The following is a 26,671-nucleotide window of genomic DNA, read 5'->3' on the forward strand; positions in this document are numbered from 1 at the left end:
ACTTGCTCTCAAAGGAAACCCCACGAGGCAGGGTTTCAATACATAAGCTCTACTGGCTTAGTTCACTAGCACACTGTTGAGTTCTCAAGCAACACACCCCGAATCGCACCAGACTCAGCCCGGCCTTATTCGAAGCAGTCATTTCTAGCAGTTTTTGGTGGGACACCCACTCAATCGCCTGAGGCGAGAGCTTGGTTCGTGTCCCGGTCGGCCACCCGGTTTCCCTGGCGACTTGGAGAACTTTACATGGCCCGAAAGGGCCCGAAACAGGGGGGTACCTTAACTGCGTTTCCGCAGGTCAGGAGCCCTGTTTCGGGCCAGGGCCGCGATCAGCCCCCGACGCGCACGCCGGCGACGTTGCGCTTGCCCTTGCGGACCACGAGCCAACGGCCGTGGAGAGCGTCCTCCGCGGAGGGCTTCCACGCCTCGTCGGCGATCTTCGTGTTGTTGACGTACGCGCCGCCTTCCTTGACGGTGCGGCGCGCGGCGCCCTTGCTGTCGACGAGGCCGCCGGCGATCAGCAGGTCGACGATCGTCGACTCGCCGTTCGGGTCGACCTTGCCGTTCGGGACCTCGGCCATGGCGGCGTCGAGGGTCGACGAGTCGAGCTCACGCAGCTCTCCCCTGCCGAACAGCGCCTGGCTGGCGGCGATGACCTGCCGGGTCGCCTCCTCGCCGTGCACCAGGGTGGTGAAGTCCTCCGCCAGCTTCCGCTGCGCGGACCGCAGGTGGGGGCGCTGTTCGGTGTCCTCGGCGAGCGCCGCGATCTCCTCCTGCCCGAGGAAGGAGAACATCCTCAGGTAGCGGATGACATCGGAGTCGGCGACGTTCACGAAGTACTGGAACCACGCGTACGGCGAGGTCATCTCCGGGTCGAGCCAGACGCTGCCGCCACCGGTGGACTTGCCGAACTTGCGGCCTTCGGTGTCGGTGACCAGCGGCGCGGTCAGCGCGTGCGTGTGCCCGCCGTCGGTCCGGCGGATCAGGTCGACACCGCCGACGAGGTTGCCCCACTGGTCCGAGCCGCCGATCTGCAGCTTGCAGCCGTACTCGCGGTACAGGTGCAGGTAGTCCTGCGACTGCAGCAGCAGGTAGCTGAACTCCGTGTAGGACATGCCGTCGGCTTCGAGACGGCGCTTCACCGTCTCCCGGTTCAGCATGGTGTTGACCGGGAAGTGCTTGCCGATGTCGCGCAGGAACTCGACCACGGTCTGCTTGCCGGTCCAGTTCAGGTTGTTCTCGATGACCGCGCCGGTGGGCGAGTCGTCGAAGTCGACGAACCGCTCCAGCTGACCGCGGATGCGGTCGGCCCATTCGGACACGGTGTCCAGCGTGTTGAGGGTGCGTTCACCGGTGTCGCGCGGGTCGCCGATCATCCCGGTCGCGACGCCCGCCAGCACGATCGGCCGGTGCCCGGCGCGCTGGAAACGCGAGAGCATCAGCAGCGGGACCAGGTTGCCGGCGTGCAGGCTGGGCGCGGTCGGGTCGAAACCGCAATAGAGCGTGAGGGGTCCTTGGTCGAGGTCTCGCCGCAGTGCGTCGGTGTCGGTGGATTGCGCGATCAGGCCGCGCCAGGTCAGCTCGTCAAGGATGTGCTCGCTCACGCCTGTAGATCCTCCCGCACCAGGTCAACCGACTATCGGCCGGGGGCGGCCGTCCGTCGCTTGCCACCCCGGCGATAGCTGGAGACCGCGGGCGAACCGTCGACCCAGAACCGCCATGGCGTGTCCATCGCCATCGCGACGCCGACGCGCGGCCCGGTGCGGATGTCGGCTTCGGGGACGCGTTCGCCGGTGAACAGCCGGACGGGTGACGCGGGATCGGTCAGATCGACGCCGTTCTCGGCCCGGTCGATGCCGAGTACCGAGGTGAGGATGGCCGGGCCTTTGGCGAGTTCGCCGTTGCCCCGCGCCGACGGCCGGCGCGCGCGGGCCACGTCCGCTCCGGACACCACTTCCCCGGCGCGCAGCAGCACGGCGCCGGGCTGCCCGTCTTCGGTGCCGACGACGTTGGCGCAGAAGTGCATGCCGTAGACGAAGTACACGTACAGATGCCCTGCCGGTCCCCACATGACCGCGTTGCGCGGGGTCTTCCCGCGGTAGCAGTGCGACGCGGGGTCGTCGAGTCCGCGATAGGCCTCGACCTCCACCAGGCGGACGGCGACCGTGCCGTCGGGGCCGGTCGCTTCGATCACCGCGCCGAGCAGGAGCGTGGACAGCTCCACCGGGTCCAGCGCCAGCTCGCGCCGGGTGAACTGTCTGCCGGTCACCAAGTCTCCGCACTCCCTTTTACGCCGCGGTCTCCCGGCCCCGACCTTAACCGGCCGCCTGGATCTTCGGCGCCACCCGCATGCTGGTGTGACAGCATTCGGTGCCGTCGGGGAGTTTCGTGAACAGCACCGGCATCCAGTCGTCGCCGAACATCGGGTTCATCCCGGCGAAGACGTTCTCCGTCACGGGCACCAGATCCGCCTCGATCGCCGGGGCGATGCCCTTGAGCCCGTCCGCGAACTCGTAGACGAAGCGCAGCTTTCCGCCCGTCTCCGTGACGGTGATGACGACGCCTTCGCGGCGATAGGTGCCCGCGAAGGGTGCGATGTCGACCGAAGGCGGTGTCGGCGGCGGAGCGAAAGCGCCGGGCACCCGGACTCCGCCGAGTTCGGCGAGCAGTTCCCGCGAGAGGTCCGCGTACAGCCTGTCGGTCGTGCCGCTGTTGGTGAGCAGGGCGAAGACCAGCCCGGCTTCCGGTACGACCCGCAGGTAGGAGCGTTGCCCGATCGACGATCCGTTGTGCCCGAAGCCCGCGACACCGTTCCAGTCGTGGACGGAGACGCCGAGACCCCAGCCGTCGGAATCGAGGGTCCATTTGTCGGGCACCTCGACCTCGAGACGCCGCATCGCCGTCACTGTCTCTTCGGAGAGCACGCGCGTGCCGTCGGCCGCCCTGCCGTCCAGCAGCATCCGAGCGAAACGGACGACGTCGCCCGCGGTGGCGAGGACCCGGCCGTACGGACCGGCGTTACGCGGGAGGAGATCCCAAGCGGCCGTCGGCTCCTGCCCGACGTGTCCCATCGCCACGCGGAAACGCAGCGCCTCTTCGGGCAGGGTCATCGTCTCGGTGAGCCCGAGCGGCGTGACGATCCGCTCCCGCAGGGCGTCGTCCCAGGTCAGACCGGTGAGCACTTCGACGATCCGGCCGAGCACGCTGTAGCCGACACTGCTGTACGACGCCGCCGCCCCCGGCGGGCAGTCGAGCGCGACTCCCCTGGCCGCCTCGACGTACTTGGCGAGGCAGTCGTCGCCTCGGCCGGTGTCTTCCATGAAATCGCAGCTGAGGCCACCGGTGTGGCTGAGCAGGCGCCGGGCGGTGATCGCCCTCGTCGCCGCCGGATCCAGCGTCGCGAACTCGGGCAGCACGTCGGTCACCGGCGCGTCGAGGTCTAGGCGGCCTTCTTCGGCCAGCCCCATGACCAACGCGGCCGTGTAGACCTTCGCGATCGAGCCGAGCTGGAAGATCGAGCCGGTGGTCGCCTCCACACCCGTCCCGCGGTGCAGGATCCCGCAGGCCAGCTCGTGGATCGTCCCGTCGACCAGCACGGCGAGGGCCGCTCCCGGCACCCGGTGCTCGGCCCGCAGGTCATCGAGCCTGGACTGCCAGTGGGCTTCGTCGAACGTTGTCCGTACACTGTTAGCCATACTGAACACTGTACGGAAAGTGAGGGAACGCGGATGTCGGTGTGGACCCGTCCCCCGAAACGCAAGCGGGAGCAGCCGTCGCTGAGCCGGGCGCAGATCGTCTCCGCGGCCGTCGAACTCCTCGACGCCGACGGCATCGAAGCGCTGAGCATGCGCAAGCTCGGTGTCCGACTCGGCGTGGCCGCGCCGTCGATGTACACGCACGTGGCCAGTAAGGACGAGCTGGTCGAACTGATCGTCGACGAGGTCTACGGCGAGGTGGCCGTCCCGCGATCGGGTCCGTGGAGACCGGAGGCGACGCGGTTCGCGCGCGATCTGCGTTCTATGTTCCTGCGGCACCCGTGGATCGGGTCACTGCTCGGCGAGACCGGGGTGGCGTATCTGGGGCCGAACGTCCTGACGATGTCGGAGACGGCGCTGGCGCTGTTCGAAGAGGCCGGGTTCTCACTGGAAGACGCGGACCTGGCGTGGAACACGGTCATGGCGTTCGTCGTCGGACGGGCCACCAGCGAGGCCGCGTGGCTCACGACGCTCAACCGCAGTGGGCAGAGTGAGCAGGAATGGAAGGACCGGCTGTGGCCGGCGGCCGAGCAGGCGGTGCGGGATCACCCTCGGCTCAAGGAGCTGTACACGGCCCGGCGAAACCAGGAACCCGGTGAGACCAACGACGCGGACTTCGAGCGCGGCCTCGGCTGCGTCCTCGACGGGCTGGCGGCGAAGCTTCCCTGAAGTACATGAAGGCCCCCTTCCTTGCGGTGGGCGCAAGGAAGGGGGCCTTCATGTACTTCTAGCCCAGCCAGGCGCGGTGTTCGGCGACCCGCGCGACCAGCCGGTCCCGCTGCTCGGCGACCCGCTCCGGAGCGGTACCGCCGCGAGCGTCGCGCGAGCTCACCGAGCCCTCGACGGTCAGCACCTCGCGGACGGCGGGCGTCAGCGCCGGGTTGATCTTCTCGAACTCTTCGTCGGTCAGCTCGTCGAGGCCGACACCGCGGCCCTCGGCGACCCGGACGCTCTCCCCCGCCGCCTCGTGCGCGACCCGGAACGGAACCCCTTGGCGCACAAGCCATTCGGCGATGTCCGTGGCGAGGGTGAACCCGGCGGGCGCCAGTTCGGCGAGCCGGTCTGTGTGGAAGGTCAGCGTCTCGAGCATGCCCGCGATCGCCGGGAACAGCAGTTCCAGCTGCTCGACGGAGTCGAAGACCGGCTCCTTGTCCTCCTGCAGGTCCCGGTTGTACGCGAGCGGCTGGGCCTTGAGCGTCGCGAGCAGACCGGTCAGGTTGCCGATGAGCCGTCCGGCCTTGCCGCGAGTCAGCTCGGCGACGTCCGGGTTCTTCTTCTGGGGCATGATCGAGCTGCCGGTCGCCCAGGCGTCGTCGAGGGTGACGTAGCCGAACTCGGCGGTGTTCCAGATGATCACCTCTTCGGCGATCCTGGACAGGTTGACCGCGAGCATCGCGACGTCGAAGGCGAACTCGGCGACGAAGTCCCGCGAGGCGGTGCCGTCGATGGAGTTCTCGACGCTGGTGTCGAAGCCCAGTTCCTCGGCGACAGCCTCGGGGTCGAGTCCGAGCGAGGAACCGGCGAGCGCGCCGGACCCATAGGGCGACTCGGCGGTGCGGGCGTCCCAGTCACGCAACCGGGTGACGTCGCGCAGCAGCGACTGACCGTGCGCGAGGAGATGATGCGCCAGCAGCACCGGCTGGGCGTGCTGGAGGTGGGTGCGGCCCGGCAGGATGGCGTCCGGGTGCCGCTTCGCCTGCGAAACCAGCGCGTCGACGACGCCGAGCGTGCCGGCGACCACCCGGCGGGCGGCGTCCCGCAGCCACATCCGGAACAGCGTCGCGACCTGGTCGTTGCGTGAACGGCCCGCCCGCAGCTTGCCGCCGAGTTCGGTACCGGCCCGCTCCAGCAGACCGCGTTCGAGCGCGGTGTGGACGTCCTCGTCGGCGACCGTCGGGGTGAACGCGCCCGAGGCGACGTCCTGCGCGAGGGTGTCCAGCGCGGCGAGCATGCCGGTCAGCTCGTCTTCGGTGAGCAGGCCCGCCTTCCGCAGCACTCGCGCGTGGGCCCTCGACCCGGCGATGTCGTACGGCGCCAGCCGCCAGTCGAAATGGGTCGACGCGCTCAGCGCCGCCATCGCCTCCGCCGGCCCGCTGGCGAACCGGCCGCCCCACAGCTGCACCGGCTGCTCATTCCCGCTCACAACACTCCTCGGATTCCTTGGTTCTCTTCAGGCGACTGACCGGTCGAAGGTAGCGCCTGTGGTGAAGTCGTACAGCGCGCGCTCGTCTCGCGCGGAGCTCACGACCGCGTTCCCGCGGTGCAGGATCAGGCGGACCTCGCCGGAGACCTGCCCGATACCGACCTTTTTCACTTCTTCGTACGCGCTGACCAGCGCGAGCGCGGCGGGGCCTTCGTAGATCCCGCGCCCTTCGAGCCCGAAGGCGCCGAGACGGCGGTTCAGCTCCTGGAAGGCTTCCAGCAGCGTCACGGTCTCCCCGTCGATCGCGACCGGCACCCCTTCGTCGAAGGTGATGACCAGCTTCTCCGGATCTTCGGGGAAGACGAACCCGTCAGGCGTCACCTTCGGTCTCCTCACCGCCGTCCACAGTGGACGACCGTCGGGCCAGCGCCATGAAACGCTCGGCCAGGTCCTTGCCGGACAGCGGCTCCCTCGCGATCACCGCGACCGTGTCGTCGCCGGCGATCGAACCGACGACCTCCTCCAGCGCCGCCCGGTCGATCGCGCTGGCGAGGAACTGCGCCGCTCCCGGCGGTGTGCGCAGCACCGTCAGATTCCCCGACGAGTCCGCCGAAACGAGCAGTTCGGCGAGCAGGCGCGAAAGGCGGGACGTGCCGCCCTGCACCCCGCGCACCGGACTGCCATCCTCCGGGATGACGTACACGGGCGCGCCGGAATCGGCGCCCCGCAGCTTCACCGCCCCCAGTTCGTCCAGGTCCCGCGACAGCGTCGCCTGGGTGACGTCGATCCCCTCCGCCGCCAGGAGCTTCGCGAGCTCCGTCTGGCTGCGGATCGCCATCGACGAAACGAGGGCGGTGATCCGGGCCTGCCGGGTGACCCTGCCCCCGGTCATCGTCGCTTCTCGTCGAGGAGCCACACCAGCAGCGCCTTCTGCGCGTGCAGCCGGTTCTCGGCCTCGTCCCAGACCGCGCTGGCCGGACCGTCGATGACCTCGTCGGTGATCTCCCAGCCGCGGTGCGCGGGCAGGCAGTGCAGCACGATCGCCTCGTCCGCGGCGCGGCGCATCAGCGCGGTGTTGACCTGCAGCTCGCGGAACGGGCCGACCCGGTCGAGACCGTCGTTCTCCTGGCCCATCGAGGTCCAGGTGTCGGTGACGACGACGTCCGCGCCTTCGACCGCGGCGTACGGGTCGGTGAAGACCGTGGTGCTGCCGCCGGTTTCGGTCGAGCGGTGCTTGGCGTCGAGCATGACCTGCTGATCCGGCTGGAACCCCTCCGGCGAGACGACGCGCACGTGCATCCCTGCCGTCGTCCCGCCCAGCAGCAGCGAGTGCGCCATGTTGTTGGCGCCGTCTCCGAGGTAGACGAGGGTGAGCCCGGCGAGCTTGCCCTTGCGCTCGCGGATGGTCATCAGGTCGGTGAGCACCTGGCACGGGTGGAACTCGTCGGTGAGCGCGTTGATCACCGGGATGCTCGACGCCGACGCCATCGCGTCGATCCGCTTCTGGGCGAAGGTCCGCCAGACGATCGCGTCCAGGTACCGCGAAAGCACCCGCGAGGTGTCCTCGATGGTCTCTTCGCGGCCGAGCTGCATGGAGCGCCCGTCGACGATCACCGGGTTGCCGCCGAGCTGGGCGATGCCCACCTCGAAGGAGAACCTGGTCCGGGTGGAGTTCTTCTCGAAGATCGCCGCGACGGATTTGCCCTCCAGCGCGCGGGAGCTCAGCGGCTCGGCCTTCAGCTGGTCGGCGAGGTCGAGGATCTCGGCCTGTTCGGCGGGGCTGAGATCGTCGTCACGGAGGAAGTTGCGCAGCATGCGTTCGTCTCTGTCCTAGGTGGTGGTGGAATCGAGCGCCCCGGGAAGGGCTTCGAGGAATCCCGCGGCCTCGTCGGCGCTCAGGATCAGCGGCGGTGCCAGCCGGATGGTGTCCGGGGCGATCGGGTTGACCAGGTATCCCGCGTCCTGCGCGGCCTTGGCGACCTTCGCCGAGACCGGTTCGCGCAAGGTGATGCCGAGCAGCAGCCCGGCACCGCGGACCCCGGCCACCAGCGGGTGGCCGAGTTCCTCCACGCGGGAGGCGATGTCCTTGCCCAGCGCGGAAACGTGGTCGTTCAGGTTGTCTTCGGCGATGGTCTTGAGCACCGCGAGCCCGGCGGCGCAGCAGATCGGATTGCCGCCGAAGGTGGTCCCGTGGTGCCCCGGCTTCACCAGGTCTCCCGCCTCGCCGACGCCGATGACCGCACCGAGGGGAAGTCCGCCGCCGAGTCCCTTCGCCAAGGTGACGAGGTCCGGGACGATGCCGGCGTGCTGGAAGGCGAACCACGCGCCGGTGCGGCCGATGCCGGTCTGCACCTCGTCGAGGACGAGCAGGGTCCCGGTCGCCTTGGTGATCTCCCGGGCGGCCTGGAGGTAGCCGTCCGGCGCCGGGACGACACCGGCTTCCCCGAGGATCGGCTCTAGGAACACCGCCGCCGTTTCGCTGTCCACGGCGGCACGAAGAGCGTCGACGTCACCGTAGGGAACGTGGCTGACGCCGGGAACCAGCGGCGCGAAGGGGTCCCGCTTCGGAGGCTGACCGGTCAGCGTCAGCGCGCCCATCGTGCGGCCGTGGAAGGCACCCTCGCAAGCCACGATCTTGGTCCGGCCGGTGAGCCTGCTGATCTTCAGCGCGGCTTCGTTGGCCTCCGCGCCGGAGTTGACGAACAGCACCTTCGCGTTGCCGGACAGGCCGGCGACGTCCAGGAGCGTTTCGGCGAGTTCGACGACGACCGGGTTCACGTAGAGATTCGAGGTGTGCCCGAGTTTCGCGACCTGTTCGGTGACCGCGGCCACCACGGCGGGGTGGGCGTGGCCCAGCGCGTTGACCGCGATCCCGCCCAGCAGGTCGACGTACGGTTTGCCGTCGGCGTCCCAGACCTTCGCGCCTTCGCCTCGGACCAGGGTCAGCGCCGGGGTGCCGTAGTTGTCCATGAGGGACGACTTCCAGCGCTCCTGGCCGTCTACATTGGACTTCAGGATGGTCACGGGAGCTCCGTTTCGGGGAAGACCATGGTACCGATGCCGCGGGAGGTGAATACCTCCAGAAGCACCGAATGGGCGATGCGGCCGTCGATCACGTGCGCGCGGCTGACGCCGCCGCGGATGGCGCGCACGCAGGCCTCCATCTTCGGGATCATGCCGCTGGCGAGGCCGGGCAGCAGGGTTTCGAGGCGGTCCACGCGGATCCGGTCGACGAGCGAACCGCGGTCCGGCCAGTTGGCGTAAAGACCTTCGACGTCGGTGAGCACGACGAGTTTCTCGGCGCCGAGCGCGGCGGCCAGCGCGCCGGCCGCGGTGTCGGCGTTGATGTTGTGCACGACGCCGTCGACGTCCGGGGCGACGGTGGACACCACCGGGATCCGGCCCGCGTTGACGATGTCGAGCACCGCGTCCGGGTTGACCTCGGAAACCTCGCCGACGAGCCCGATGTCGACCGGCACACCGTCCACAGTGGCCTGTTTGCGCTCGGCGGTGAACAGCCGCGCGTCCTCGCCGGAGATCCCGACCGCGTACGGGCCGTGCGCGTTGATGAGCCCGACCAGTTCCCGGCTGACCTGACCGGTCAGCACCATGCGGACGATGTCCATGGTCTCGGGCGTGGTGACGCGCAGACCGCCCTTGAACTCGCCTTCGACGCCGAGCCGGTTGAGCATCGCGGTGATCTGCGGGCCGCCGCCGTGCACCACGACCGGACGCAGCCCGGCCGTGCGCAGGAAGACCATGTCCTCGGCGAAAGCCTGCTTGAGGCTCTCGTCGATCATCGCGTTGCCGCCGTACTTGACCACGACGGTGGCGCCGTGGAAACGCTGCAGCCAGGGCAGGGCCTCGATGAGGATCGACGCCTTCTCGGCGGCCGTCGCGAGCCGCTCGTCCGCGGGGACCGTGGATTCGGAAGGGCTCATGACGAGTACGCGCTGTTCTCTTCGACGTACGAGTGCGAGAGGTCGGTCGTGTAGATCGTCGACTCCCCCTCGCCGAGACCGAGGTCGACGACGATGGTGATGTCCCGGCCCGAGAGGTCGGCCTCGGAGCGGTCCGCCGCCGGGGTTCCCTTGGCGAACAGGGTGACGCCGTTGATCGCGATGGCGACCTTCTCCGGGTCGATCTCCGCGGGCACCCGGCCCAGCGCCATGGCGATACGGCCCCAGTTCGGGTCCGAACCGAACAGCGCGGTCTTGACCAGGTTGTCCTCGGCGATCGTCCGGCCGACGGCGATGGCGTCCGCCTCGCTCGCCGCCCCGGTGACCGTGACGTCGACGTACTTGGTCGCGCCCTCGGAGTCCGCGCGCAGTTGCAGCACGAGTTCGAGGCTGACGGCGGTGAGCAGTTCGGTCAGTTCGGCCTCGGTCGGTTCGACGCCGCTGGCGCCGGAAGCGAGGACGAGCACGGTGTCGTTGGTGGAGGTGCCGCCGTCGACGTCCAGCCTGTCGAAGGTGACGCCGGTCGCGGCGCGCAGGGCCCTGTCGAGGACTTCGGGCGTCACGACCGCGTCGGTGGTGAGGACGGACAGCATCGTCGCGAGGTTCGGGGCGAGCATGCCCGCACCCTTGGCGAACCCGCCGACACTCCAGCCGCCGTCGTGCTTCGCGGCCGCTTGCTTCGGTTTGCTGTCGGTGGTCATGACCGCGGTGGCGGCGTTGAGGTCGGCTTCGGCGCTGGTCCCGAGCTGCGAGAAGGCGGCGTCCACGCCGGAGAGCAGCGCGTCCATCGGCAGTCGCTCGCCGATCAGGCCGGTCGAGCAGACCGCGACCTCGATCGCGCCCGCTTCGAAGAGCCCGGCGACCTTCTCGGCGGTCTGGTGGGTGTCCTGGAAACCGCCGGGCCCGGTGGCCGCGTTCGCGCCGCCGGAGTTGAGGACGACGGCCTTCAGGCGCTGCTGCTTGAGCACCTCCTGCGACCACAGGACGGGCGCGGCCTTGATCACGTTGCGCGTGAACACGCCGGCCGCGACCTGCAGCGGCCCGTCGTTGACGACGAGCGCGAGGTCGAGCTTGCCCTCGGCCTTGATCCCGGCGGCGACGCCCGCCGCGCGGAAACCCTTCGGCTGGGTGACGGTCACGGAGCCACTCCTACGGTCGGAAGTCCGGTGGTTTCGGGGAGGCCCAGCGCGATGTTCATCGACTGGACGGCGCCTCCCGCGGTGCCCTTGGTCAGATTGTCGATGGCCGCGACCACGATCAGGCGCCGCGTGTCGGCGTCGACGGTGACCTGCAGCTGGACGTTGTTCGAGCCGACCACCGAGGCCGTGGACGGCCACCGGCCCGGAGGCAGCAGCTGGACGAACGGCTCGGTGGCGTACGCCTTCTCGTAGAGCTCGCGGGCGCCGTCGGCGTCCAGGTCGGACTTGAGGGCGGCGCTCGCGGTGGTGAGGATCCCTCGCGGCATCGGGGCCAGCACGGGGGTGAACGAGACCTTGACCCGCTCTCCCGAGACCGCCGAAAGGTTCTGCGCGAACTCGGGCGTGTGCCGGTGGGCACCGCCGACGCCGTACGCGGTGGCCGACCCCATCACCTCCGAACCGAGGAGGTTCGGCTTGAGGCTCTTGCCCGCGCCCGAGGTCCCGGTCACGGCGACGACGTTGACCTCCGGCTCGACCAGGCCCGCGGCGAGGGCCGGGGCGAGGGCGATCGAACCGCCGGTCGGGAAGCAACCGGGGACCGCGATGCGTTTGGTCCCGGCGAGGCGCTCACGAGCACCGGGGAGCTCGGGGAGCCCGTACGGCCACTGTCCGGCGTGGTCCCCGCCGTACCAGCGCTGCCAGTCCGCCGCGTCCGAGAGGCGGTGGTCCGCACCGAGGTCGACCACCAGGACGTCCGGGCCCAGTCGCGCCGCGATGGCGCCCGAGTGACCGTGCGGCAGGGCGAGGAAGACGACATCGTGCCCGGCCAGGGTGTCCGGGGTCGTCTCCAGGAGGACGCGGTCCGCCAGCGGCGCGAGGTGCGGCTGGTGCTGGACGAGCGGCGTCCCCGCGGAGCTGGCCGCGGTGAGCGCACCGATCTGGATTTCGGGGTGGGTCAGCAGCAGGCGCAGGAGTTCGCCGCCCGCGTACCCGCTGGCTCCAGCCACCGCGATCTTCACCGTCATACGTATGATTATGCACAGCCGTGCAAGTTCAATCAAACGAACGTCGCGCGGCTCACCCGAAATAGGCCATCCTCCTTCCTTTGTACGGGGCATCGGCTCCGACGGCGGCTACCGCCCGAGCGAGGGCGCGGTCGGTCTCCGGAGCGCCGCCGGGCAGGCGATCTCGGGTATCGAGGAGTCCTCGGTGCGCGCGCTCGCGAAACTCGAACAGGTCCTGCCCTCGCGGCTTCGTTACCACGCCGGAGCGCTGGGCGCCGCGACCGTGCCGGATCCTCGGCCTCGGCTGCGAATTCACCGTGCACGAGCCGCCGGAACCGATCGGCCACCTCCGGGAGACGGCCACGCGGGCCGATCGCGGCACGGAGTCCACAGTGGACTGACGGCGGCTGCGAAGGCCGGACGACCCTCGCAGCCGCCTGGATTCAGCCGAGTTCACCTCCCTCGCGCCGGCTCGGCGGGATCGGGAGATACGCACCCCGGCGCTCCGGGTCGCAGCCGACCCTGGGCAGCCGGGCCCGGATGCCACCCGGTGTCCGCTCGAACCGCCGCGCGATCTCCTCGACGCTTTCCCCGGCCAGCCAACGACTTTCCAGTTCCGCGTCGAGCTCGTCGGACCACGGCAGACCCTGATGCGCGGGGCGGTCCGCCGATCTTCGGCGGCCGTTCCGTCCGGTGCCCCGGCCCGCGAACGCCATCAGCGTGTCGGAAAGGACGGTCGCCAAGGCCGGTACGGCCTCGGCGTCGATGTCGAGCCTGCCTTCGGCGACAGGCTCCTCCTGCGGTCCGGCTCCGCCGACCATGACGGTCACCCAGCGGTCTTCCCCGGCCGCGCCGCCACCCTCACGGGCGGCGACCTCGATGCGATAAACGGTGTCCTGCACGCGGATCTCGGTCCGGTGCTCTTCGACGATGGTCATGCCGGGGACGTTAACGGGCGGCCCCGACAATTCCCCGGCACGGCGATGGGGATTCGGCCGGGGACGGTGGATGACCGGAACTTTCGGCGCTTTTCGGGACGAGAGGGTGCCGGTCATGGCCGATGGGAGGGCGCATTCAGCGGACTAAATGCGTGAGCAACCCAAGGAAATGCCCCGGTCCGGAAACCGGACCGGGGCAGTGAAGCAACCCTGAAGCGACGGACTCAGAAAGGCAGCGCCTGAGCCAGCGCCTCCTTCTTCACCTCGGTCACCGAAGACGGGACGTCCGACTTCTTCGTGGTGGCGGCCGCGCCGGCCGGGACCGGCGGCGGGACCGGGGTGCACTGCACGTCCGAACCGTTGCCCGGCTTGCGCACGGGCAGCTTCCCGGTCAGCAGGTAGTCCGCGATCTTGTCGTCCACACAGGACACGCCGGACAGCGAACCCGAGTGCGTCGTGCCACCGGGGGCGCTGATCAGGCTGGCGTTCGGGTAACGCTTGCGCACCTCGAGGCTGCCGGGGTACGGCGTCGCGGCGTCGTTCTCCTCGTTGACCATCAGGATGCCCGGGACCTTGCTCCCGTCGATCTCCACCGGCTTGCCCGGCTTCGCGGGCCAGTCGACGCACGGCGCGTTGAACCAGGCGTTGCCCCAGGTCTCGAACGGCGCGCGGAAGTGGGTGACCCAGTTGTCGAACCGCCAGCGGTTCCAGCTCTGCGGCCACGCCACGTCGGTGCACTGCACGGCCGCGTACACCGCGTACCCGTTGTCCTGACCCGGCGGGTTGGAGTCGTCGTACAGGCCCTTCAGGGTCTGCCAGTCACCCTTGTGGACCCAGCCCGAGAACGCGTTCGCCATGTCTTCCCAGCCGAACACGTAGTAGCCGGCCTGCAGGAAGATGTCCGTCCACTCGGAACCGCCGATGACGCCGCCCGCGGGCTTGTCGTACAGCTTCTTCTGCTCGCCGTACCACAGCTTCTCCACCGCGGACGCGGTCTTGCCGAGGTGGTAGACGTCGTCGTACTTCGCGAGCCAGCCGAAGTAGGTCTTGATGTTCTTGTCGAAGGCGATGTCCTGGTTCAGGTTCGCCTTGTACCAGACGTCGCGGGGATCGACCGTGCCGTCGAACACCATCCGCCGCACGTTCTGCGGGAACAGCGTGCTGTAGACCTGGCCGAGGTAGGTGCCGTAGGAGAAGCCGTAGTAGTTGATCTGCTTCTCGCCCAGCGCCTTGCGCAGGCTGTCGACGTCCTTCGCCACATCGATGGTCTTGATGTGGTCGAGGATCGCGCCGTTCTTGGCGCACGCCTTCGCGTAGCCCTTCGCCTTCTCACGCCACGCCGTCTCGATGGCGCGGGTGGTCGGCACGTACTGCGGGCGGTTGTAGGAGGCGTAGTTCCCGTCGCAGGTCAGCGACGGCTTGCTCTCCCCCACGCCGCGCGGGTCGAAGCCGATCCAGTCGTACTCCTCACCCGCCTTCTTCGGGACGGCCCGGCCGAGCGTCGACAGACCGAGGCCGGAGCCACCGGGACCACCCGGGTTGACGATCATGACGCCCTGCGAAGCGGCGGACTTGTGCTTGACCCGCGAGACGGCGATCGAGACCTTCTCCCCGCCCGGCTTCGCGTAGTCCAGCGGGACTTCGAGGAAGCCGCACTCCGCGCCGGCCTTGACCAGGCTCGGGCGCGTGCAGGCTCCCCAGGAGATGGGCTTCGGATCGAAGTCCGACGCCGAGGCGGCCGTGGCGGAGGGAGCGAGCGCCATGGTGCCGACGCCGATCCCCGCGACCGCCAGGGCGGCAACGAATTTCTTCACTGTGTTCCTTTTCGTCCGCGTTCGACCCGGTCGGGCCGAAGCTACCGAGAACCGGCTTCAATCTCGCTGACCGACACGTTGACCGCCATCCCTCTTTAGTCGGTATCCGCCCCTCGATCCGGGCATATCAGTCTTGTCGGTCCCCTGTCGTACGCTCGCGGCGTCCACTGAGGAAAGGAAGCGCGCGTGAACGAGGTGAAAAGCCTGGTTTCGGCGGTTCGCAACGGTTTGGCCGCGCTGGCCGATCCGGGCAAGGCGCCGTCGATGCAGGCGTACATGAAGTCGGAAATGCCGTTCCTCGGTGTGGCGTCACCACCCAGGGCCGCCCTGCTGAAACAGGTCTACGCCGCGCATTCCCTACCTGATCGAGTGAGTTTCTCGACCGCCGTGCTCACTTTGTGGCGTGAAGCGAGCTTCCGTGAAGAGCGCTACGCGGCGATCGCCCTTTCCGGTCACCGCGCCTACACCCGCTGGCAGGACGGCGATCTGCTCGGCCTGTACGAGGAGATGATCGTGACGGGCGCGTGGTGGGACTATGTGGACGAACTCGCGATCCGCCGGGTCGGGCCGATCCTGCGCGCGGAGCCGGAGACGCTGACCCCGCTGATGCTGACCTGGGCCTACGACGAGGACAGGTGGCGTCGCCGGACCGCGGTCATCTGCCAGGTCGGCGCCAAGGGCGGCACCGACACCGACCTGCTCACCCGGGCGGTCGAAGCGAACATCGACGACAAGGACTTCTTCCTGCGCAAGGGAATCGGCTGGGCGCTGCGCCAGTACGCGAAGACCGAGCCGGACTGGGTGCGCGCCTTCGTGACCGCGCATCCGGCACTGTCCCCGCTGTCCCGGAAGGAGGCTCTCAAGCACCTGGGAGGTTGAGCACCGGCTTCGGGACGAGCGCGACGAACTCGTCGATCACCCCGCCGAGTTCGGGCAGCAGGTCTCGCGTCTCCTTCAGGTCGCGGATGAGGTCCGATCGGGCGTCCCGAGGCGGCTTTTTCTCGAGCACCGTCAGGAGACCGGCCTTCGCTTCGGCTTCACGACCGAGGACGAGGAGGTAGAAGAGCGGCTGGACCTGATCGTCCCAGTCCGCGGATTCCGCCGACGCCCGGGCGACGGCCTCCTCCAGGCTTTCGGTGAAAACCCGGTGGGCTTCTTCCGTTCCTCCGGATTTCAGCCACGCCAGGGCGAGGAGGTTGCGGGCCCACAGCGATCCCGGCGCGAGCGGCCCCAGGACTTTCATCGCTTCGCCGGTTTCACCGCCGTACAGCAAGGCCTCCCCGAGCTTCTCGTGGAAGTCGATGTCGTCCGGGAACGCCGCGACCAGCTCGCGCAGCTCCCGGCAGGCTTCCCCGTGCTTCCCCGCGCGGCGGTGGATCTCCGCGCGCAAGGCGCGGCCGCTTTCGTCATGACCGGCGGCCAGCGCTTCCTCCACGTCGGACAGAGCGCCTTCGAAGTCACCGAAGAGAAGGCGATGGTCGGCGCGCCGGTGGCGGGCGTATCCCCCGTCCTGACCCCGGCGGACCCCCTCGTCCAGCGCGGCGCGGGCCTCCTCGTGACGGTCGAGGCCCGTGAGGATGTCACCCCGGGTGGTGTGGAAGAAGGCCATCTCCGGATTCGCCGCGACCGCGACGTCGATGTCGGCGAGGGCGGCCTGATGATCGCCGGATCGCCGGCGGGCCATCGCACGCCAGGTGTGCGCCCACTCGTTGCCGGGATCGAGTTCGATCGCGCGGCTCAGGGAGAGCACCGCCGCGTCGTTCTCCTTCAGCCTGCTGAGCGTCATCCCTCGCTGCAGATGATTCTCGGCGTCGTCGAGAGCCAGCTCGACGGCCCGGTCGAAATCGGCGAGCGCCGTTCGGTACTCGCCGAGGTCGTCGTACGCCCGGCCACGCATGTAGTACGCCCACTCGTAGTCCGGGTCGATCCGGAGCGCTGTGGTGAAGCCGTCGACGGCGAGCCGGCTTCGCTCGCCGCGCCGGTGGAACGCCGCCCGGATCGCGTGGGCGCTGGCGCTGCCGGGATCCGCCGTGACGATCGCGTCGTAGGCCGCCGAAGCGGCGTCCTGGTCACCGGTCTGTTCAAGGAATGACGCGAGTTCGGTCAGGTAGAACACGTCGTTGGGCCGGAGCGCGACGGCCGCGCGGTGACCGGCGAGCGCCTCGTCATTCTCCCCGAGCTCGGCGAGGAGCGTCGCCCGGTAGTAGGTGGCCCAGGCGGAGTCGGGGTCGAGCCGGAGCGCGACGTCGATCTCGTCGATCGCCTTCCGGACGTCACCGCGTTTGAAGTACACCTCGCTCCGGACGGTGTAGGCCCACTTGTGGTCGGGCTGGAGCCGGACGGCTTCGTCGAGGTCGGCCATCGCGCCGTCGAGATCGCCGAGTTCGGCGCGAGCGGAACCCCGCCCGCGCCACGAGTAGGCGTAGGTGGGATCGAGGTCGATCGCCCGGTCCAGATCCGACAGCGCCCGTTCCCAGTCGCCTTCGTCGCGGAACAGATTGCCCCGGTCGCTCCAGACGTAAGGGTCCGCGGGGTTCAGGGCGAGTGCCCGGTCGTAGTCTCGTTTCGCCGCTTCGGCGTCGTCCTTGCCCTCGTACGCCCAGGCCCGCCGCCGAAGCACCGTCGAGAGCCGGGGCGCGTCGAGTTCGCCCGCGCCGGAGAGCAGGTCGAGCACCTGGATCTCCCGAGGGCCGTCACCGTCGCCGACAGCGCCGGCCAGCCGTTGCGCCCAGGCCAGGACCGCCGGTGCGTCCGCGTCGACGCCCGCCTGCTCCATCATGCGAGCCCAGGACCGCGCGGAAGCCGAACCGGTGGTGACCATCTCCGCGGCGCCGAGCAGCGCGTCCGGCAACGCGTCTGCCGGATCGCCGCACAGCCGGTGGTAGGTCTGTTCGAGTTTCCTTCGCTGCCAGCGTTCGTCGGTCCAGGCGTCGCGGTGGCGGCTGAGGCCGAGTTCGTCGCACCGGCCTTGGTAGTACTCGCTGAGCCTGCGGTGCCGTTCGGCGAACTCGGCGGGCGAAAGACCGCGTTCCAGCCGCACCATCGGACCGCGGACCACCGGGTGGTAGCGCACCGGGAGTTCCCGGCGCCCGACGAACGGTAGTTCCCGCAACCAGCGGAAGGTCTCCCCCGCGGTTTCCTTCCCGGTCAGCACGGCGATGACGTCCTCGTCCAGGACGCGGGGCAGCGCCGCCGTGGCGGCGATCTTCTGTTTGGCCTCCTCCGGAACCCAGTGCAGGAAACGTTTGACCGCGTCATCGCTGGGATCGCTGACGGCGTCCGCCCGAGTGGGGTTCGCCCGGGCCAGCATGGCGACCAGGACGGGCAGGCCTTCGGTCAGCCGCAACACGATCTCGATCACCTCCTCGTCGGTGATCCCGTGCTCGGCGAGCAGACGGCGTGCCTCGGGTTCGCTGAACGGCCGGAGTTCGATCTCGCGCGCCAGCGGCGCGTACCGGTTCCATCTCGCCTCGTCCAGCGGGAACTGGCCCGCGACGGTGAGCACCAGATTCTGCGGCAGGTCGCCGTACAACCCGCCGAGGAGGTCGAGCAGCCAGGTCTCCAGTACCGGTGAGGTGCGCTCGAAGGTGTCGAAGAACAGCGCGACCTGCCGGGTTTCCGGAAGGCGCCAGAGATCCTCGACGAACGGTTTGGTCAGCTCCTCCGCCGGGTCCAGGAGCAGCTGGACATCGGCCTTCCGCTTGAACTTCGCCGCGAGATAGACCTGCAACTGCTCCAGCTGCTTCGCCGTCGCGTCCGCGTCGATCGCGTCGGCGGCGATACTCCCGCCAGGCAGGGTTTTCGCCACGCCGAGACCGGCCTTGACCACGGTCTTCGTCACGAGCGCGCGACCGGCCGCCGGGGCTTGCGGATCGCTGTTGAGCCGCTCCCTCGCCTTGAGATAGAACTCGTACCGCTTCTCGAACCGGCGCATCTCGTGCCCGCTACGGGCAAGGTCCTTCGCCAGTTTCACCAGCGTCGAGGGAAGGTCCTGCTGCCGGTCGTCGGCGAACCCCACGGCGGCGCGGGCCTCCTCGGCGATCCCGCGGAGCTGGTCGAGCAGAAAGGACTTGCCGACCCCGGCGAGACCGTGCACCGAGAACAGGTACCGGCGGCGCCGGTCGTCCCCGGGCAGCCCCAGATTGACCCGGAATTCCTCGCGTTCCCCGACCCTGCCGACGAAACCGTCGCTCAGCCGGGCACGCGCGACGTCTTGGATGCTGGACCGACCGTCTGGACGTGACACAAGTCCTCACTTTGCCACACCCCGAGACGTGTGAAGGCCTCCTTCCCACAGCCGAGCCGGGGGAAGGAGGCCTTCACGCGCTTGTCCGGGTCAGGCCCGCAGGCTCGCGCCGAAGCGTTCACCGGCGATCGCGACGGCGGCGTCGCGGGCCTTGGTGGCCTCGTCGACGGTCAGCGTGCGGTCCGCGGCGCGGAACCGCAGCTTGTACGCCACCGAACGCTTGCCCTCGCCCAGCTGCTCGCCCTGGTAGGAGTCGAACAGCGTGATGTCTTCGAGCAGTTCGCCCGCGCCTTCGCGCAGCGCCTCGGCCAGGTCGGCCGACGGCACACCGGACTCGGCGACGAGGGCGACGTCGAGCAGCACCGGCGGGTACGCCGAGATCCGCGGCGCCGGACGGCTGTCCGGGATCGGGATCGCGTCCAGGTCGAGTTCCATCGCGACGGTGCGCGGCGGCAGCCCGAGCGCCTCGACGACCTTCGGGTGCAGCTCGCCGGCGTACCCGACGGGCCACTGCCCCACCCGCAGCTGCGCGCAGCGGCCGGGGTGCCACGGCGGCTGGTCCGCCGCGGCGGTGGTCAGCTCGACGCCGGCGGCCTGCGCCACCAGGCGGGCGGCCTGCACCGCGTCGGCCCAGTTCGCGTGCTCGCCCTCGCCCCACCAGCCAGCGCGGCCGCGCTGGCCCGCGAGCACGACGGCGACGTGCAGCGGCTGCGGCGGGACGGCCGCCTCCAGCACCGCGAGCTCCTCGTCGGTCGGCCGCCGGTCCACCCCCAGCGAAGGCATCGGGATCGGGTTCGGCCCGGGCAGCACGACCTGTCCGATGTGGAACAGCGAGACGTCCTTGAAGCCACGGGAAATGTTGCGCTGCAGGATCTCCAGCAGCCCCGGCAGCAAGGTGCTCGCCATCCGGTCCTTGTCCGCTTCAAGCGGGTTGCGGACCTGGACGGTGCTGCGGCGGACGTCGTCCTCGGGCAGCCCGAACGAATCCCAGACCGAATCCGAGATGAACGGGAAGGGCAGCACCTCGACGTAGCCGTTCTCCGCCAGCGCACGCGCGACCGAACGACGGCGGCGCTGCGCGTCGGTGAGGCCACGACCGGCCGGGGCTTCGGGCAGCACCGACGGGATGCTGTCGTAGCCCTCCAGCCGGAGCACCTCCTCGACCAGGTCGGCGGGCTGCACCAGGTCACCGCGCCAGCTCGGCGGGACCGCGGTCACCAGCGCGGTGCCGTCCTCGGACGTGCCCACGTTGACCTTGCAGCCGATCTGCGAGAGCCGCTTGACCGTGACACCGCGCTCGTAGCGCACCCCGGCCACCTGGTCGGGCAGGCTGATCGGCATGGTGACCGGCTGGTTCGGCTCGACGCCGCCCTCGTCGGTGCGGCCGGGCAGGATCGAGCCCTCGCCGTACTGACGCAGCAGGCGCGCGGCGAGTTCGACGGCCGCCGCGCACAGCTGCGGATCGGTGTAGCGCTCGAACCGCTTGGCCGCCTCGGAGAACAGCTTGTGACGGCGGGCCGTCCGGCTGATCGACGACGGATCCCAGTGCGCCGCTTCGAGCAGCACGTCGGTGCTCTCCGGCGTGATCTCGGTCGACGCGCCGCCCATCGTGCCCGCCAGCGAGATGACCCCGCTGTCGTCGGCGATGATCACGTCGTCCGTGTCGAGCGTGCGCACGACATCGTCCAAAGTGGTCAGTTTCTCGCCCGGCTTCGCCTTGCGCACCACCAGATCACCCTTGACCGAACCGGTCGCGAACGCGTGCAGCGGGTGCCCGAGTTCGAGCATGACGTAGTTGGTCACGTCGACCGCGAGCGAGATCGAGCGGATCCCCGCCAGCATCAGGCGACGGCGCATCCACCACGGCGTCGGCGCCGTCGCGTCGAGGTTCTTCACCCGGCGCAGGACGAACCGCTTGCAGCCTTCGGTGTCTTCGACGCGCACCGGCCACGCGTCGCTCTCGGCCTCGGGGACCTCGATGGCCGCCGGGTCGCCGAACGCGACGTCGAGCGCGTTGGACAGCTCGCGGGCCAAGCCGCGGACCGACAGGGTGTACCCGCGGTCCGGGGTCGGCGTCACCTCGAGGACGGTGTCGTCGAGTTCGAGCAGCTTGTTCGCGTCCTCGCCCGGGCTGGCGGTGCTCGGCGGCAGCACCAGGATGCCGGAGTGGTCGTCCCCGATGCCGAGTTCGCGCGCGGAGCAGATCATGCCGTCGCTGAGCCGGCCGTAGGTCTTGCGCGAGCCGATCTCGAAACCGCCGGGCAGCACCGTGCCGGGCAGCGCGACGACGACCAGGTCGCCCTCGGCGAAGTTCGTGGCACCGCAGATGATCCCGCGGGTCCTGATCCCGGTGGGGCCGTCGTCCTCGAAGGGACCTTCGTCGTCGTCCTCGTCGTCGTCGAGGTTCTCGTCCGGCTTGTCGTCGGCGGTGTCGTCGGACTCGCCGACGTCGACCCGGCAGAAGCGGACCGGCTTCTTGAACTCGGTGAGCTCCTCGATCTCGGCGACACGGCCGACCACGAGCGGGCCGGTGACCGGTTCGAGCTTGCGGACGTCGTCGACCTCGATGCCGATGCGCACGAAGGCGTCGGCCAGATCCTGGGCCGTGACCTCCGCGTCGACGTCGAGGTGTTCGATCAGCCAGCTGGCTGGGACCTTCACTCAGGCCTCCGTTCCGAAGGGCAGGGTGAACCTGATGTCGCCCTCCACCATGTCGCGCATGTCCGGGATTCCGTTCCGGAACTGCAGGGTGCGCTCGATACCCATGCCGAAGGCGAAGCCCGAGTAGACCTCGGGATCGACGCCGCAGGCACGCAGGACGTTGGGGTTGACCATGCCGCAGCCACCCCATTCGACCCAGCCGGGTCCGCCCTTCTTCTCCTCGAACCAGACGTCGACCTCGGCCGACGGCTCGGTGAACGGGAAGAAGTGCGGGCGCAGGCGGGTCTTCGACGTGCCGCCGAACATCGCGCGGGCGAAGGCGTCGAGGGTGCCCTTGAGGTGCGCCATCGTCAGGCCCTTGTCCACCGCGAGCCCTTCGACCTGCGAGAACACCGGGGTGTGCGTGGAGTCGAGCTCGTCGGTCCGGTAAGTGCGGCCGGGGCAGACGACGTACACGGGCAGGTCGCGGTGCAGCAGCGTGCGGGCCTGCACCGGCGAGGTGTGCGTCCGCAGCACCAGGCCGGAGTCCTCCTCGCCGAGGTAGAACGTGTCCTGCAGCTGGCGCGCGGGGTGGTCCTTGCCGAAGTTCAACGCGTCGAAGTTGAACCACTCGGCTTCGAGTTCCGGACCGTCGGCGACCTCGTAGCCCATCGCGACGAACGCGTCGGCGATGCGCTCCGACAGGGTCGCGATCGGGTGCCGGGCGCCGCGGGGCACCCGATCCCACGGAAGCGTGACGTCGACGGCCTCTTCGCGGAGCACTCGCTCGTCACGCTCCGCTTGCAGCACCGCACGACGCGCGTCGAAGGCGGACTGAATGCCTTGCCTGGCTTCGTTGACCCGCTTGCCCGCCTCGGCCTTCTCCTGCTTCGGCAGGGCGCCGATCTCGCGGCGGGCGAGCAGCAGCGGAGACTGGTCCCCGAGGTGAGCGGGCTTGACCGCGGCCAGCGCGTCGAGATCCGCCGCGGCGGCGAAATCCGTCTCGGCCTGCTTGACGGCGGCCGTCAACGTTTCCGGCGCGAGGGCTCCCGCCTGGGGGTCCTGCTTGTCGTTGGCTTCGGACATAACTCCTCGGCGTCCGCTGGGACTGGTCCGGTGCACGCGAGCGCACACATGGGTTAAGCAGCAGCTGAATTCTATGGGACAGCGAACGGCGGCCCCCGATCACCCTCGGGCTGGGCACACCGTCACTCAGGAGTGCGAAAGACGCGCTCTACGCCGTAAACAAGGTGCTGGAACGAACACTGCGTTCCATGAGAGCTCCCTTGGTGTCGTGAGGTGACGGCGTGATGCCCGCGACTCTACGTGGTCGCGGGCACCGAAGCCATCGATTTGCGCTCAGCGCCCGGCGAAGGCGCCCTCGAAGTCCACCTTGCCGAACTCCTCTGGGACGATTCCGTCGGCGGCGTAGCGGTACAACGCGGTCTGGTAGATCCCGGACAGCGTCGTGCAGAGGATCGAGACCAAGAACCCCCACACGAGTGAAATCCCGACGGCGACGAAGATCGTGATGGCGCCGCCGAGCAGGAAGCCCGCCCCGAGGAACACCACGAAACCCGCCACCGACAGCAGGAAACCGACCAGGCCGATGCCGATCCGTCCGGCCGCCTGCTCGCCCCAGGTCCGCTTGAGCAGTTCCGCCGAGCGCTTGGCGCCGTGCCGGACACCGGCGTCCTCGATCATCATCACCGGGAGCACCAGGTAGGTGATCAGGTTCCAGGCGGCGCCGGCCAGCCTGCCGACGAGGAGACCGATGAACCCGAACCGCTGCTCGATCTCCCGGAGGATCAAGGTGACCGTCGCCGTCACCACCGACCAGCCCAGCAAGGGCAGCCAGCGGCGTCCTGCCTCGGCCAGCCCGGCGGCCACGCGGGGGTCGTCACCACGCAGCGCGACGTCGGCCTGCGAGATGAGCGCGGCGTTGAAGAACACCGTGACGAACGCGGCCGCGAGGTAGAACAGGCCGATCATCACGTAGGAACCGGGCGTCAGCCGGGAATGGTCGGCGATCTCGGTGTGGGAGATCCAGTAACCCGAGCCGAGGAACACCGCGGCGACCAGCAGGCCGGCGACGGCGGCGAGCACCGGGAAGAGCGCGAGTTCCTTGCGGGACCGCAGAACTCGCCAAGATGCGCCGAACAAGGCAAAGGAACGGGCGATACGCCCCATGATTCCCCCAGTGAATCAACGGAAATGGTGAAGCGGCAGCTTAGCGAGCCGCGCGCGACGCCATCGCGTTGGTGTACACACAGATCGCCGCGGCCGTCGCGAGGTTCAGGCTCTCCGCCCGGCCGTACATCGGGATCTTGACCGCGAGGTCGACCGTTTCCTGGACGCGCTGCGGCAAACCGTGCGCCTCGTTGCCGAAAACCCACGCGGTGGGCTCGTCGAAGGTCACTTGATCGAGTTCGGTGTCGGCGTAGCCGTGCGCGCCGAGTGTGCGGAGTCCGGCGGCGGAGCAGGCCTTCAAGGCCGCGTCGACGTCCCGGATCCGGGTGATGGCGGGGTGGAACAGGCTGCCGGCGGCCGCGCGGACGCATTTGCCGTTGTGCGGGTCGACGCTGTCCCCCGCGAGGACGACCACGTCGGCGCCCGCGGCGTCCGCGACCCGGATCACGGTGCCCGCGTTGCCGGGGTCCGCGACGTCGACGAGGACGACGACGAGTTTCGCGCCCGGCTTGAGGACGGTCTCTTGTGGACGGTCGACGAGTGCGCAGACGGCGACGATGCCCTGCGGCGTCACGGTCTCGGACAGTCCGTCCGCGGCGCGGTCGGTGATCGGCGAGACCGGGACGCCGGCTTCGCGCGCGGTGACGAGCAGCCGCTCGTTCTGCGCGGCGGCGCGTTCGGTCACGAACAGCTCGTACACCTTGCCGCCGTCTTCGAGCGCGGCCTCGACGGCGTTCGCGCCCTCGGCGAGGAACCGGCCGGTCTTCTCGCGCTCGGCCCGGCGGGTGAGCTTGCGCGCAGCAACAACCCGGGGCGTCCGTTCGGTGAACGGAGCCGCCCCGGGTTGCGGAAGAGCGCTGTAGCCGGTCAGGCCGACTTCTTCTCTTCGGTGTTCACGTTCGCCTTGGCCAGCTCGGCCAGCGCGGTGAAGGCGGCGGCGTCGTTGACGGCGAGGTCCGCGAGGATCTTGCGGTCGACCTCGACACCCGCGGCCTTGAGGCCCTGGATGAACCGGTTGTAGGTCACGCCGTTGGCGCGAGCCGCCGCGTTGATGCGGGTGATCCACAGCTGGCGGAAGTCACCCTTGCGGGCACGACGGTCCCGGTAGGCGTAGTTCAGCGAGTGAAGCGTCTGCTCCTTCGCCTTGCGGTACAGCCGCGAACGCTGGCCGCGGTAACCGCTGGCGAGCTCGAGAGTCGCGCGACGCTTCTTCTGGGCGTTGACCGCCCTCTTGACGCGTGCCACTGGTCCATCCTGTCGATCTGGGGGCGCGGCGGGCGCGCCCGGGGTTTACAAGTGCGGGGGTGTCAGCGGCCGAGAAGGCGCTTGACGCGGCCGACGTCGTTCTTGGCGATCTCGGTCGTGCCTTCGAGGCGGCGGGTGAGCCTGTTGGACTTCTTCTCCATCAGGTGGCGGCGGCCGGCCTTCTGGCGGCGCAGCTTGCCCGAACCCGTGACGCGGACACGCTTGGACGTCCCGCTGTGCGTCTTCATCTTCGGCATTACGTTGTCCTCTTTCGTGCGGCGGCACACCGGGGTGCTCCGGTGCGCCGCTGACATGTGCTGGTCGGCGCTACGCGTCGGCGGGCGGCTCGGACGACTCGTCCTTGGCTGCCTTCGCGGCCTTCTGCGGCTTCACGTTCTTGTGCGGGGCCAGCACCATGATCATGTTGCGACCGTCCTGCTTCGGCGACGACTCGACGAAGCCGAGTTCGGTCACCTCGTCGGCGAGCTTCTGCAGCAACCGGAAACCGAGTTCCGGCCGGGACTGCTCGCGACCGCGGAACATGATCGTGACCTTGACCTTGTTGCCTGCCGCCAGGAAGCGCGACACGTGACCCTTCTTGGTCTCGTAGTCGTGCTGGTCGATTTTCGGCCGCAGCTTCTGCTCTTTGATGACGGTGAGCTGCTGGTTGCGGCGGGACTCGCGGGCCTTCTGCGCGCTCTCGTACTTGAACTTGCCGAAGTCCATGAGCTTGCATACGGGCGGGCGTGCCTGCGGAGCGACCTCGACGAGATCGAGATCGTTCTCCTGTGCCAGCCGCAGCGCATCTTCGATCCGGACGATGCCGACCTGTTCACCGGCCGGTCCGACGAGACGGACCTCCGGTACCCGGATTCGGTCGTTGATGCGTGTCTCGGAGCTGATGGGGCCTCCTTGGTCCGAGGTAAGTTCTTCTACCGTTTCGACCTGGTGCCCACATGTCGAAGGCCCCGGTACCGTGAGGTACTCGAGGCCCACTCATTCCGATCGCGTTCAGTCTCCAGAACCGAACGCACCGCCTCCGACGCCCGAAATCGTCTTTGGCGAGACCGGACCCGGACACCTGATGTTGCGGCGGTGACACGGGTGGGAGCGGGGCTCCACTTGCCGCCCCCGATCGCTCGGGGGCTGGTCGCTCGTGGAAGGGTACCAGACGTGTCAGATGAACCCGTTCAGCAACCCCCGTATTCCCCCGACGTCCGCGACCTGGAGGACATCCCGAGCGTCGAGGTGATCAGCAGGGCGGCCGTCATGCTGCTCTCCGCCGGCGCCGAGCGGCTCGGCCTCGCCGACGAGGACCCGGCCAGCTCACCGCACCGCGACCTCGACGAAGCGCGCCGCCTGATCACCGCCCTCGCCGGGCTGGTGACCGCTTCGGCAGAGTACCTCGGCCTGCACGCGGGCCCGTTGCGCGACGGCCTGCAGTCGCTGCAGAAGGCGTTCCGCGAGGCTTCGGCCGTGCCGGACGCGCCCGGGCAGGGGCCGGGCGAGAAGTACACGGGGCCCGTTTACTAGGTCTCCCGCAAGTGTCAGGAAAGGGTCGTTCAGGACGTTTTTCGTCCTGAACGACCCTTTGCTGA

The 26,671-nt window shown here is 69.2% G+C and carries 24 protein-coding genes and 1 pseudogene; 4 read left to right on the forward strand and 21 right to left on the reverse strand.

Features of this window, described 5'->3' with window-relative positions:
* Positions 1-329 precede the first annotated feature (329 nt).
* Genes tyrS through AB0N89_RS09830 form a run of 3 tightly spaced genes read right to left on the reverse strand, consistent with a single transcriptional unit; the run spans position 330 to position 3,695 of the window.
* A complete protein-coding gene (gene tyrS, locus AB0N89_RS09820; protein ID WP_364202425.1) occupies positions 330-1,604 on the reverse strand; it encodes a tyrosine--tRNA ligase in 1,275 nt (424 codons plus the stop codon).
* A 32-nt stretch (positions 1,605-1,636) separates the two neighbouring features.
* Complete coding sequence (locus tag AB0N89_RS09825) at positions 1,637-2,272, reverse strand: DNA-3-methyladenine glycosylase (RefSeq protein ID WP_364202428.1); 636 nt, start codon at positions 2,270-2,272, stop codon at positions 1,637-1,639.
* Positions 2,273-2,315: 43 nt separating this feature from the next.
* On the reverse strand, positions 2,316-3,695 hold the full coding sequence (locus AB0N89_RS09830) for a serine hydrolase domain-containing protein (protein ID WP_364202431.1): 1,380 nt from the start codon (positions 3,693-3,695) through the stop codon (positions 2,316-2,318).
* A 33-nt stretch (positions 3,696-3,728) separates the two neighbouring features.
* Here AB0N89_RS09830 and AB0N89_RS09835 point away from each other — a divergent pair, with 33 nt between their 5' ends.
* Positions 3,729-4,424, forward strand: coding sequence for a TetR/AcrR family transcriptional regulator C-terminal domain-containing protein (locus AB0N89_RS09835; RefSeq protein WP_364202433.1), 696 nt, complete (start codon positions 3,729-3,731; stop codon positions 4,422-4,424).
* Between the two features lie 58 nt (positions 4,425-4,482).
* Here the strand turns inward: AB0N89_RS09835 and argH are convergent, their stop codons facing one another.
* From argH to argC, 8 genes are read right to left on the reverse strand one after another with little or no spacing between them, the layout of a single operon-like run.
* Positions 4,483-5,898 (reverse strand): argininosuccinate lyase, encoded by a 1,416-nt coding sequence (gene argH, locus AB0N89_RS09840; RefSeq protein ID WP_364202436.1) that lies wholly within the window; start codon positions 5,896-5,898, stop codon positions 4,483-4,485.
* Positions 5,899-5,925: 27 nt separating this feature from the next.
* Positions 5,926-6,279 (reverse strand): argininosuccinate synthase, encoded by a 354-nt coding sequence (locus AB0N89_RS09845; protein WP_364202439.1) that lies wholly within the window; start codon positions 6,277-6,279, stop codon positions 5,926-5,928.
* Positions 6,269-6,790, reverse strand: coding sequence for an arginine repressor (locus AB0N89_RS09850; protein WP_364202441.1), 522 nt, complete (start codon positions 6,788-6,790; stop codon positions 6,269-6,271). The genes AB0N89_RS09845 and AB0N89_RS09850 overlap by 11 nt, the downstream gene beginning before the upstream one ends.
* On the reverse strand, positions 6,787-7,713 hold the full coding sequence (gene argF, locus AB0N89_RS09855) for an ornithine carbamoyltransferase (RefSeq protein ID WP_364202444.1): 927 nt from the start codon (positions 7,711-7,713) through the stop codon (positions 6,787-6,789). The genes AB0N89_RS09850 and argF overlap by 4 nt, the downstream gene beginning before the upstream one ends.
* Positions 7,714-7,728: 15 nt before the next feature.
* On the reverse strand, positions 7,729-8,922 hold the full coding sequence (locus tag AB0N89_RS09860) for an acetylornithine transaminase (protein WP_364202447.1): 1,194 nt from the start codon (positions 8,920-8,922) through the stop codon (positions 7,729-7,731).
* A complete protein-coding gene (gene argB / locus AB0N89_RS09865) occupies positions 8,919-9,839 on the reverse strand; it encodes an acetylglutamate kinase (RefSeq protein ID WP_364202450.1) in 921 nt (306 codons plus the stop codon). The genes AB0N89_RS09860 and argB overlap by 4 nt, the downstream gene beginning before the upstream one ends.
* Positions 9,836-10,996: a bifunctional glutamate N-acetyltransferase/amino-acid acetyltransferase ArgJ gene (gene argJ, locus AB0N89_RS09870; RefSeq protein WP_364202453.1), complete on the reverse strand. Its 1,161-nt coding sequence runs from the start codon at positions 10,994-10,996 to the stop codon at positions 9,836-9,838. The genes argB and argJ overlap by 4 nt, the downstream gene beginning before the upstream one ends.
* Positions 10,993-12,021 (reverse strand): N-acetyl-gamma-glutamyl-phosphate reductase, encoded by a 1,029-nt coding sequence (gene argC, locus AB0N89_RS09875; RefSeq protein ID WP_364202456.1) that lies wholly within the window; start codon positions 12,019-12,021, stop codon positions 10,993-10,995. The genes argJ and argC overlap by 4 nt, the downstream gene beginning before the upstream one ends.
* 127 nt (positions 12,022-12,148) lie before the next feature.
* Here argC and AB0N89_RS09880 point away from each other — a divergent pair.
* Positions 12,149-12,289, forward strand: a pseudogene (locus AB0N89_RS09880) (transcriptional regulator); the annotation flags it as partial.
* A gap of 154 nt (positions 12,290-12,443) precedes the next feature.
* Here the strand turns inward: AB0N89_RS09880 and AB0N89_RS09885 are convergent.
* Together AB0N89_RS09885 and AB0N89_RS09890 are read right to left on the reverse strand one after the other, a co-directional pair.
* A complete protein-coding gene (locus AB0N89_RS09885) occupies positions 12,444-12,938 on the reverse strand; it encodes a helix-turn-helix domain containing protein (protein ID WP_364202458.1) in 495 nt (164 codons plus the stop codon).
* A 224-nt stretch (positions 12,939-13,162) separates the two neighbouring features.
* The gene (locus AB0N89_RS09890) at positions 13,163-14,752 is read right to left on the reverse strand and encodes an alpha/beta hydrolase (RefSeq protein ID WP_364202461.1); all 1,590 of its coding nucleotides are present in this window, start codon (positions 14,750-14,752) and stop codon (positions 13,163-13,165) included.
* A 186-nt stretch (positions 14,753-14,938) separates the two neighbouring features.
* Between AB0N89_RS09890 and AB0N89_RS09895 the strand changes: the two genes are divergently transcribed.
* Positions 14,939-15,631, forward strand: a complete 693-nt coding sequence (locus AB0N89_RS09895) for a DNA alkylation repair protein (protein ID WP_364202464.1) — start codon at positions 14,939-14,941, stop codon at positions 15,629-15,631.
* Here AB0N89_RS09895 and AB0N89_RS09900 read toward each other — a convergent pair.
* The 8 genes from AB0N89_RS09900 to infC form a co-directional block, all read right to left on the reverse strand.
* Positions 15,612-18,998, reverse strand: coding sequence for a tetratricopeptide repeat protein (locus tag AB0N89_RS09900; protein WP_364202466.1), 3,387 nt, complete (start codon positions 18,996-18,998; stop codon positions 15,612-15,614). The two genes, AB0N89_RS09895 and AB0N89_RS09900, sit on opposite strands and share 20 nt — an antisense overlap.
* Before the next feature lie 90 nt (positions 18,999-19,088).
* A complete protein-coding gene (gene pheT, locus AB0N89_RS09905; RefSeq protein WP_364202468.1) occupies positions 19,089-21,659 on the reverse strand; it encodes a phenylalanine--tRNA ligase subunit beta in 2,571 nt (856 codons plus the stop codon).
* The gene (pheS, locus tag AB0N89_RS09910; protein WP_073849269.1) at positions 21,660-22,724 is read right to left on the reverse strand and encodes a phenylalanine--tRNA ligase subunit alpha; all 1,065 of its coding nucleotides are present in this window, start codon (positions 22,722-22,724) and stop codon (positions 21,660-21,662) included.
* Positions 22,725-22,997: 273 nt separating this feature from the next.
* Entirely contained in the window at positions 22,998-23,828 is an 831-nt protein-coding gene (locus AB0N89_RS09915; protein ID WP_364202471.1) for a DUF6159 family protein, read from the reverse strand.
* Between the two features lie 40 nt (positions 23,829-23,868).
* Positions 23,869-24,699, reverse strand: coding sequence for an RNA methyltransferase (locus AB0N89_RS09920; RefSeq protein WP_364202812.1), 831 nt, complete (start codon positions 24,697-24,699; stop codon positions 23,869-23,871).
* Positions 24,696-25,073 (reverse strand): 50S ribosomal protein L20, encoded by a 378-nt coding sequence (gene rplT, locus AB0N89_RS09925; protein ID WP_005163284.1) that lies wholly within the window; start codon positions 25,071-25,073, stop codon positions 24,696-24,698. Before rplT ends, AB0N89_RS09920 begins: the two co-directional genes overlap by 4 nt.
* Positions 25,074-25,135: 62 nt before the next feature.
* On the reverse strand, positions 25,136-25,330 hold the full coding sequence (rpmI, locus tag AB0N89_RS09930; RefSeq protein WP_007028043.1) for a 50S ribosomal protein L35: 195 nt from the start codon (positions 25,328-25,330) through the stop codon (positions 25,136-25,138).
* Positions 25,331-25,400: 70 nt separating this feature from the next.
* On the reverse strand, positions 25,401-25,976 hold the full coding sequence (gene infC, locus AB0N89_RS09935; RefSeq protein WP_051071860.1) for a translation initiation factor IF-3: 576 nt from the start codon (positions 25,974-25,976) through the stop codon (positions 25,401-25,403).
* Positions 25,977-26,246: 270 nt separating this feature from the next.
* Here infC and AB0N89_RS09940 point away from each other — a divergent pair, with 270 nt between their 5' ends.
* Positions 26,247-26,606, forward strand: a complete 360-nt coding sequence (locus tag AB0N89_RS09940) for a DUF1844 domain-containing protein (protein WP_005163289.1) — start codon at positions 26,247-26,249, stop codon at positions 26,604-26,606.
* Positions 26,607-26,671 lie beyond the last annotated feature (65 nt).

Source organism: Amycolatopsis sp. NPDC089917, assembly GCF_040684635.1.
Classification (GTDB): Bacteria; Actinomycetota; Actinomycetes; order Mycobacteriales; family Pseudonocardiaceae; genus Amycolatopsis.

Bases quoted from the DNA above. Each gene is read 5' to 3' on its own strand.
- AB0N89_RS09830 (WP_364202431.1), bottom strand. From the start codon at position 3,695: ATGGCTAACAGTGTACGGACAACGTTCGACGAAGCCCACTGGCAGTCC.
- AB0N89_RS09835 (WP_364202433.1), top strand. From the start codon at position 3,729: ATGTCGGTGTGGACCCGTCCCCCGAAACGCAAGCGGGAGCAGCCGTCG.
- AB0N89_RS09850 (WP_364202441.1), bottom strand. From the start codon at position 6,790: ATGACCGGGGGCAGGGTCACCCGGCAGGCCCGGATCACCGCCCTCGTT.
- argF (WP_364202444.1), bottom strand. From the start codon at position 7,713: ATGCTGCGCAACTTCCTCCGTGACGACGATCTCAGCCCCGCCGAACAG.
- argB (WP_364202450.1), bottom strand. From the start codon at position 9,839: ATGAGCCCTTCCGAATCCACGGTCCCCGCGGACGAGCGGCTCGCGACG.
- argC (WP_364202456.1), bottom strand. From the start codon at position 12,021: ATGACGGTGAAGATCGCGGTGGCTGGAGCCAGCGGGTACGCGGGCGGC.
- AB0N89_RS09885 (WP_364202458.1), bottom strand. From the start codon at position 12,938: ATGACCATCGTCGAAGAGCACCGGACCGAGATCCGCGTGCAGGACACC.
- pheS (WP_073849269.1), bottom strand. From the start codon at position 22,724: ATGTCCGAAGCCAACGACAAGCAGGACCCCCAGGCGGGAGCCCTCGCG.
- AB0N89_RS09915 (WP_364202471.1), bottom strand. From the start codon at position 23,828: ATGGGGCGTATCGCCCGTTCCTTTGCCTTGTTCGGCGCATCTTGGCGA.
- rpmI (WP_007028043.1), bottom strand. From the start codon at position 25,330: ATGCCGAAGATGAAGACGCACAGCGGGACGTCCAAGCGTGTCCGCGTC.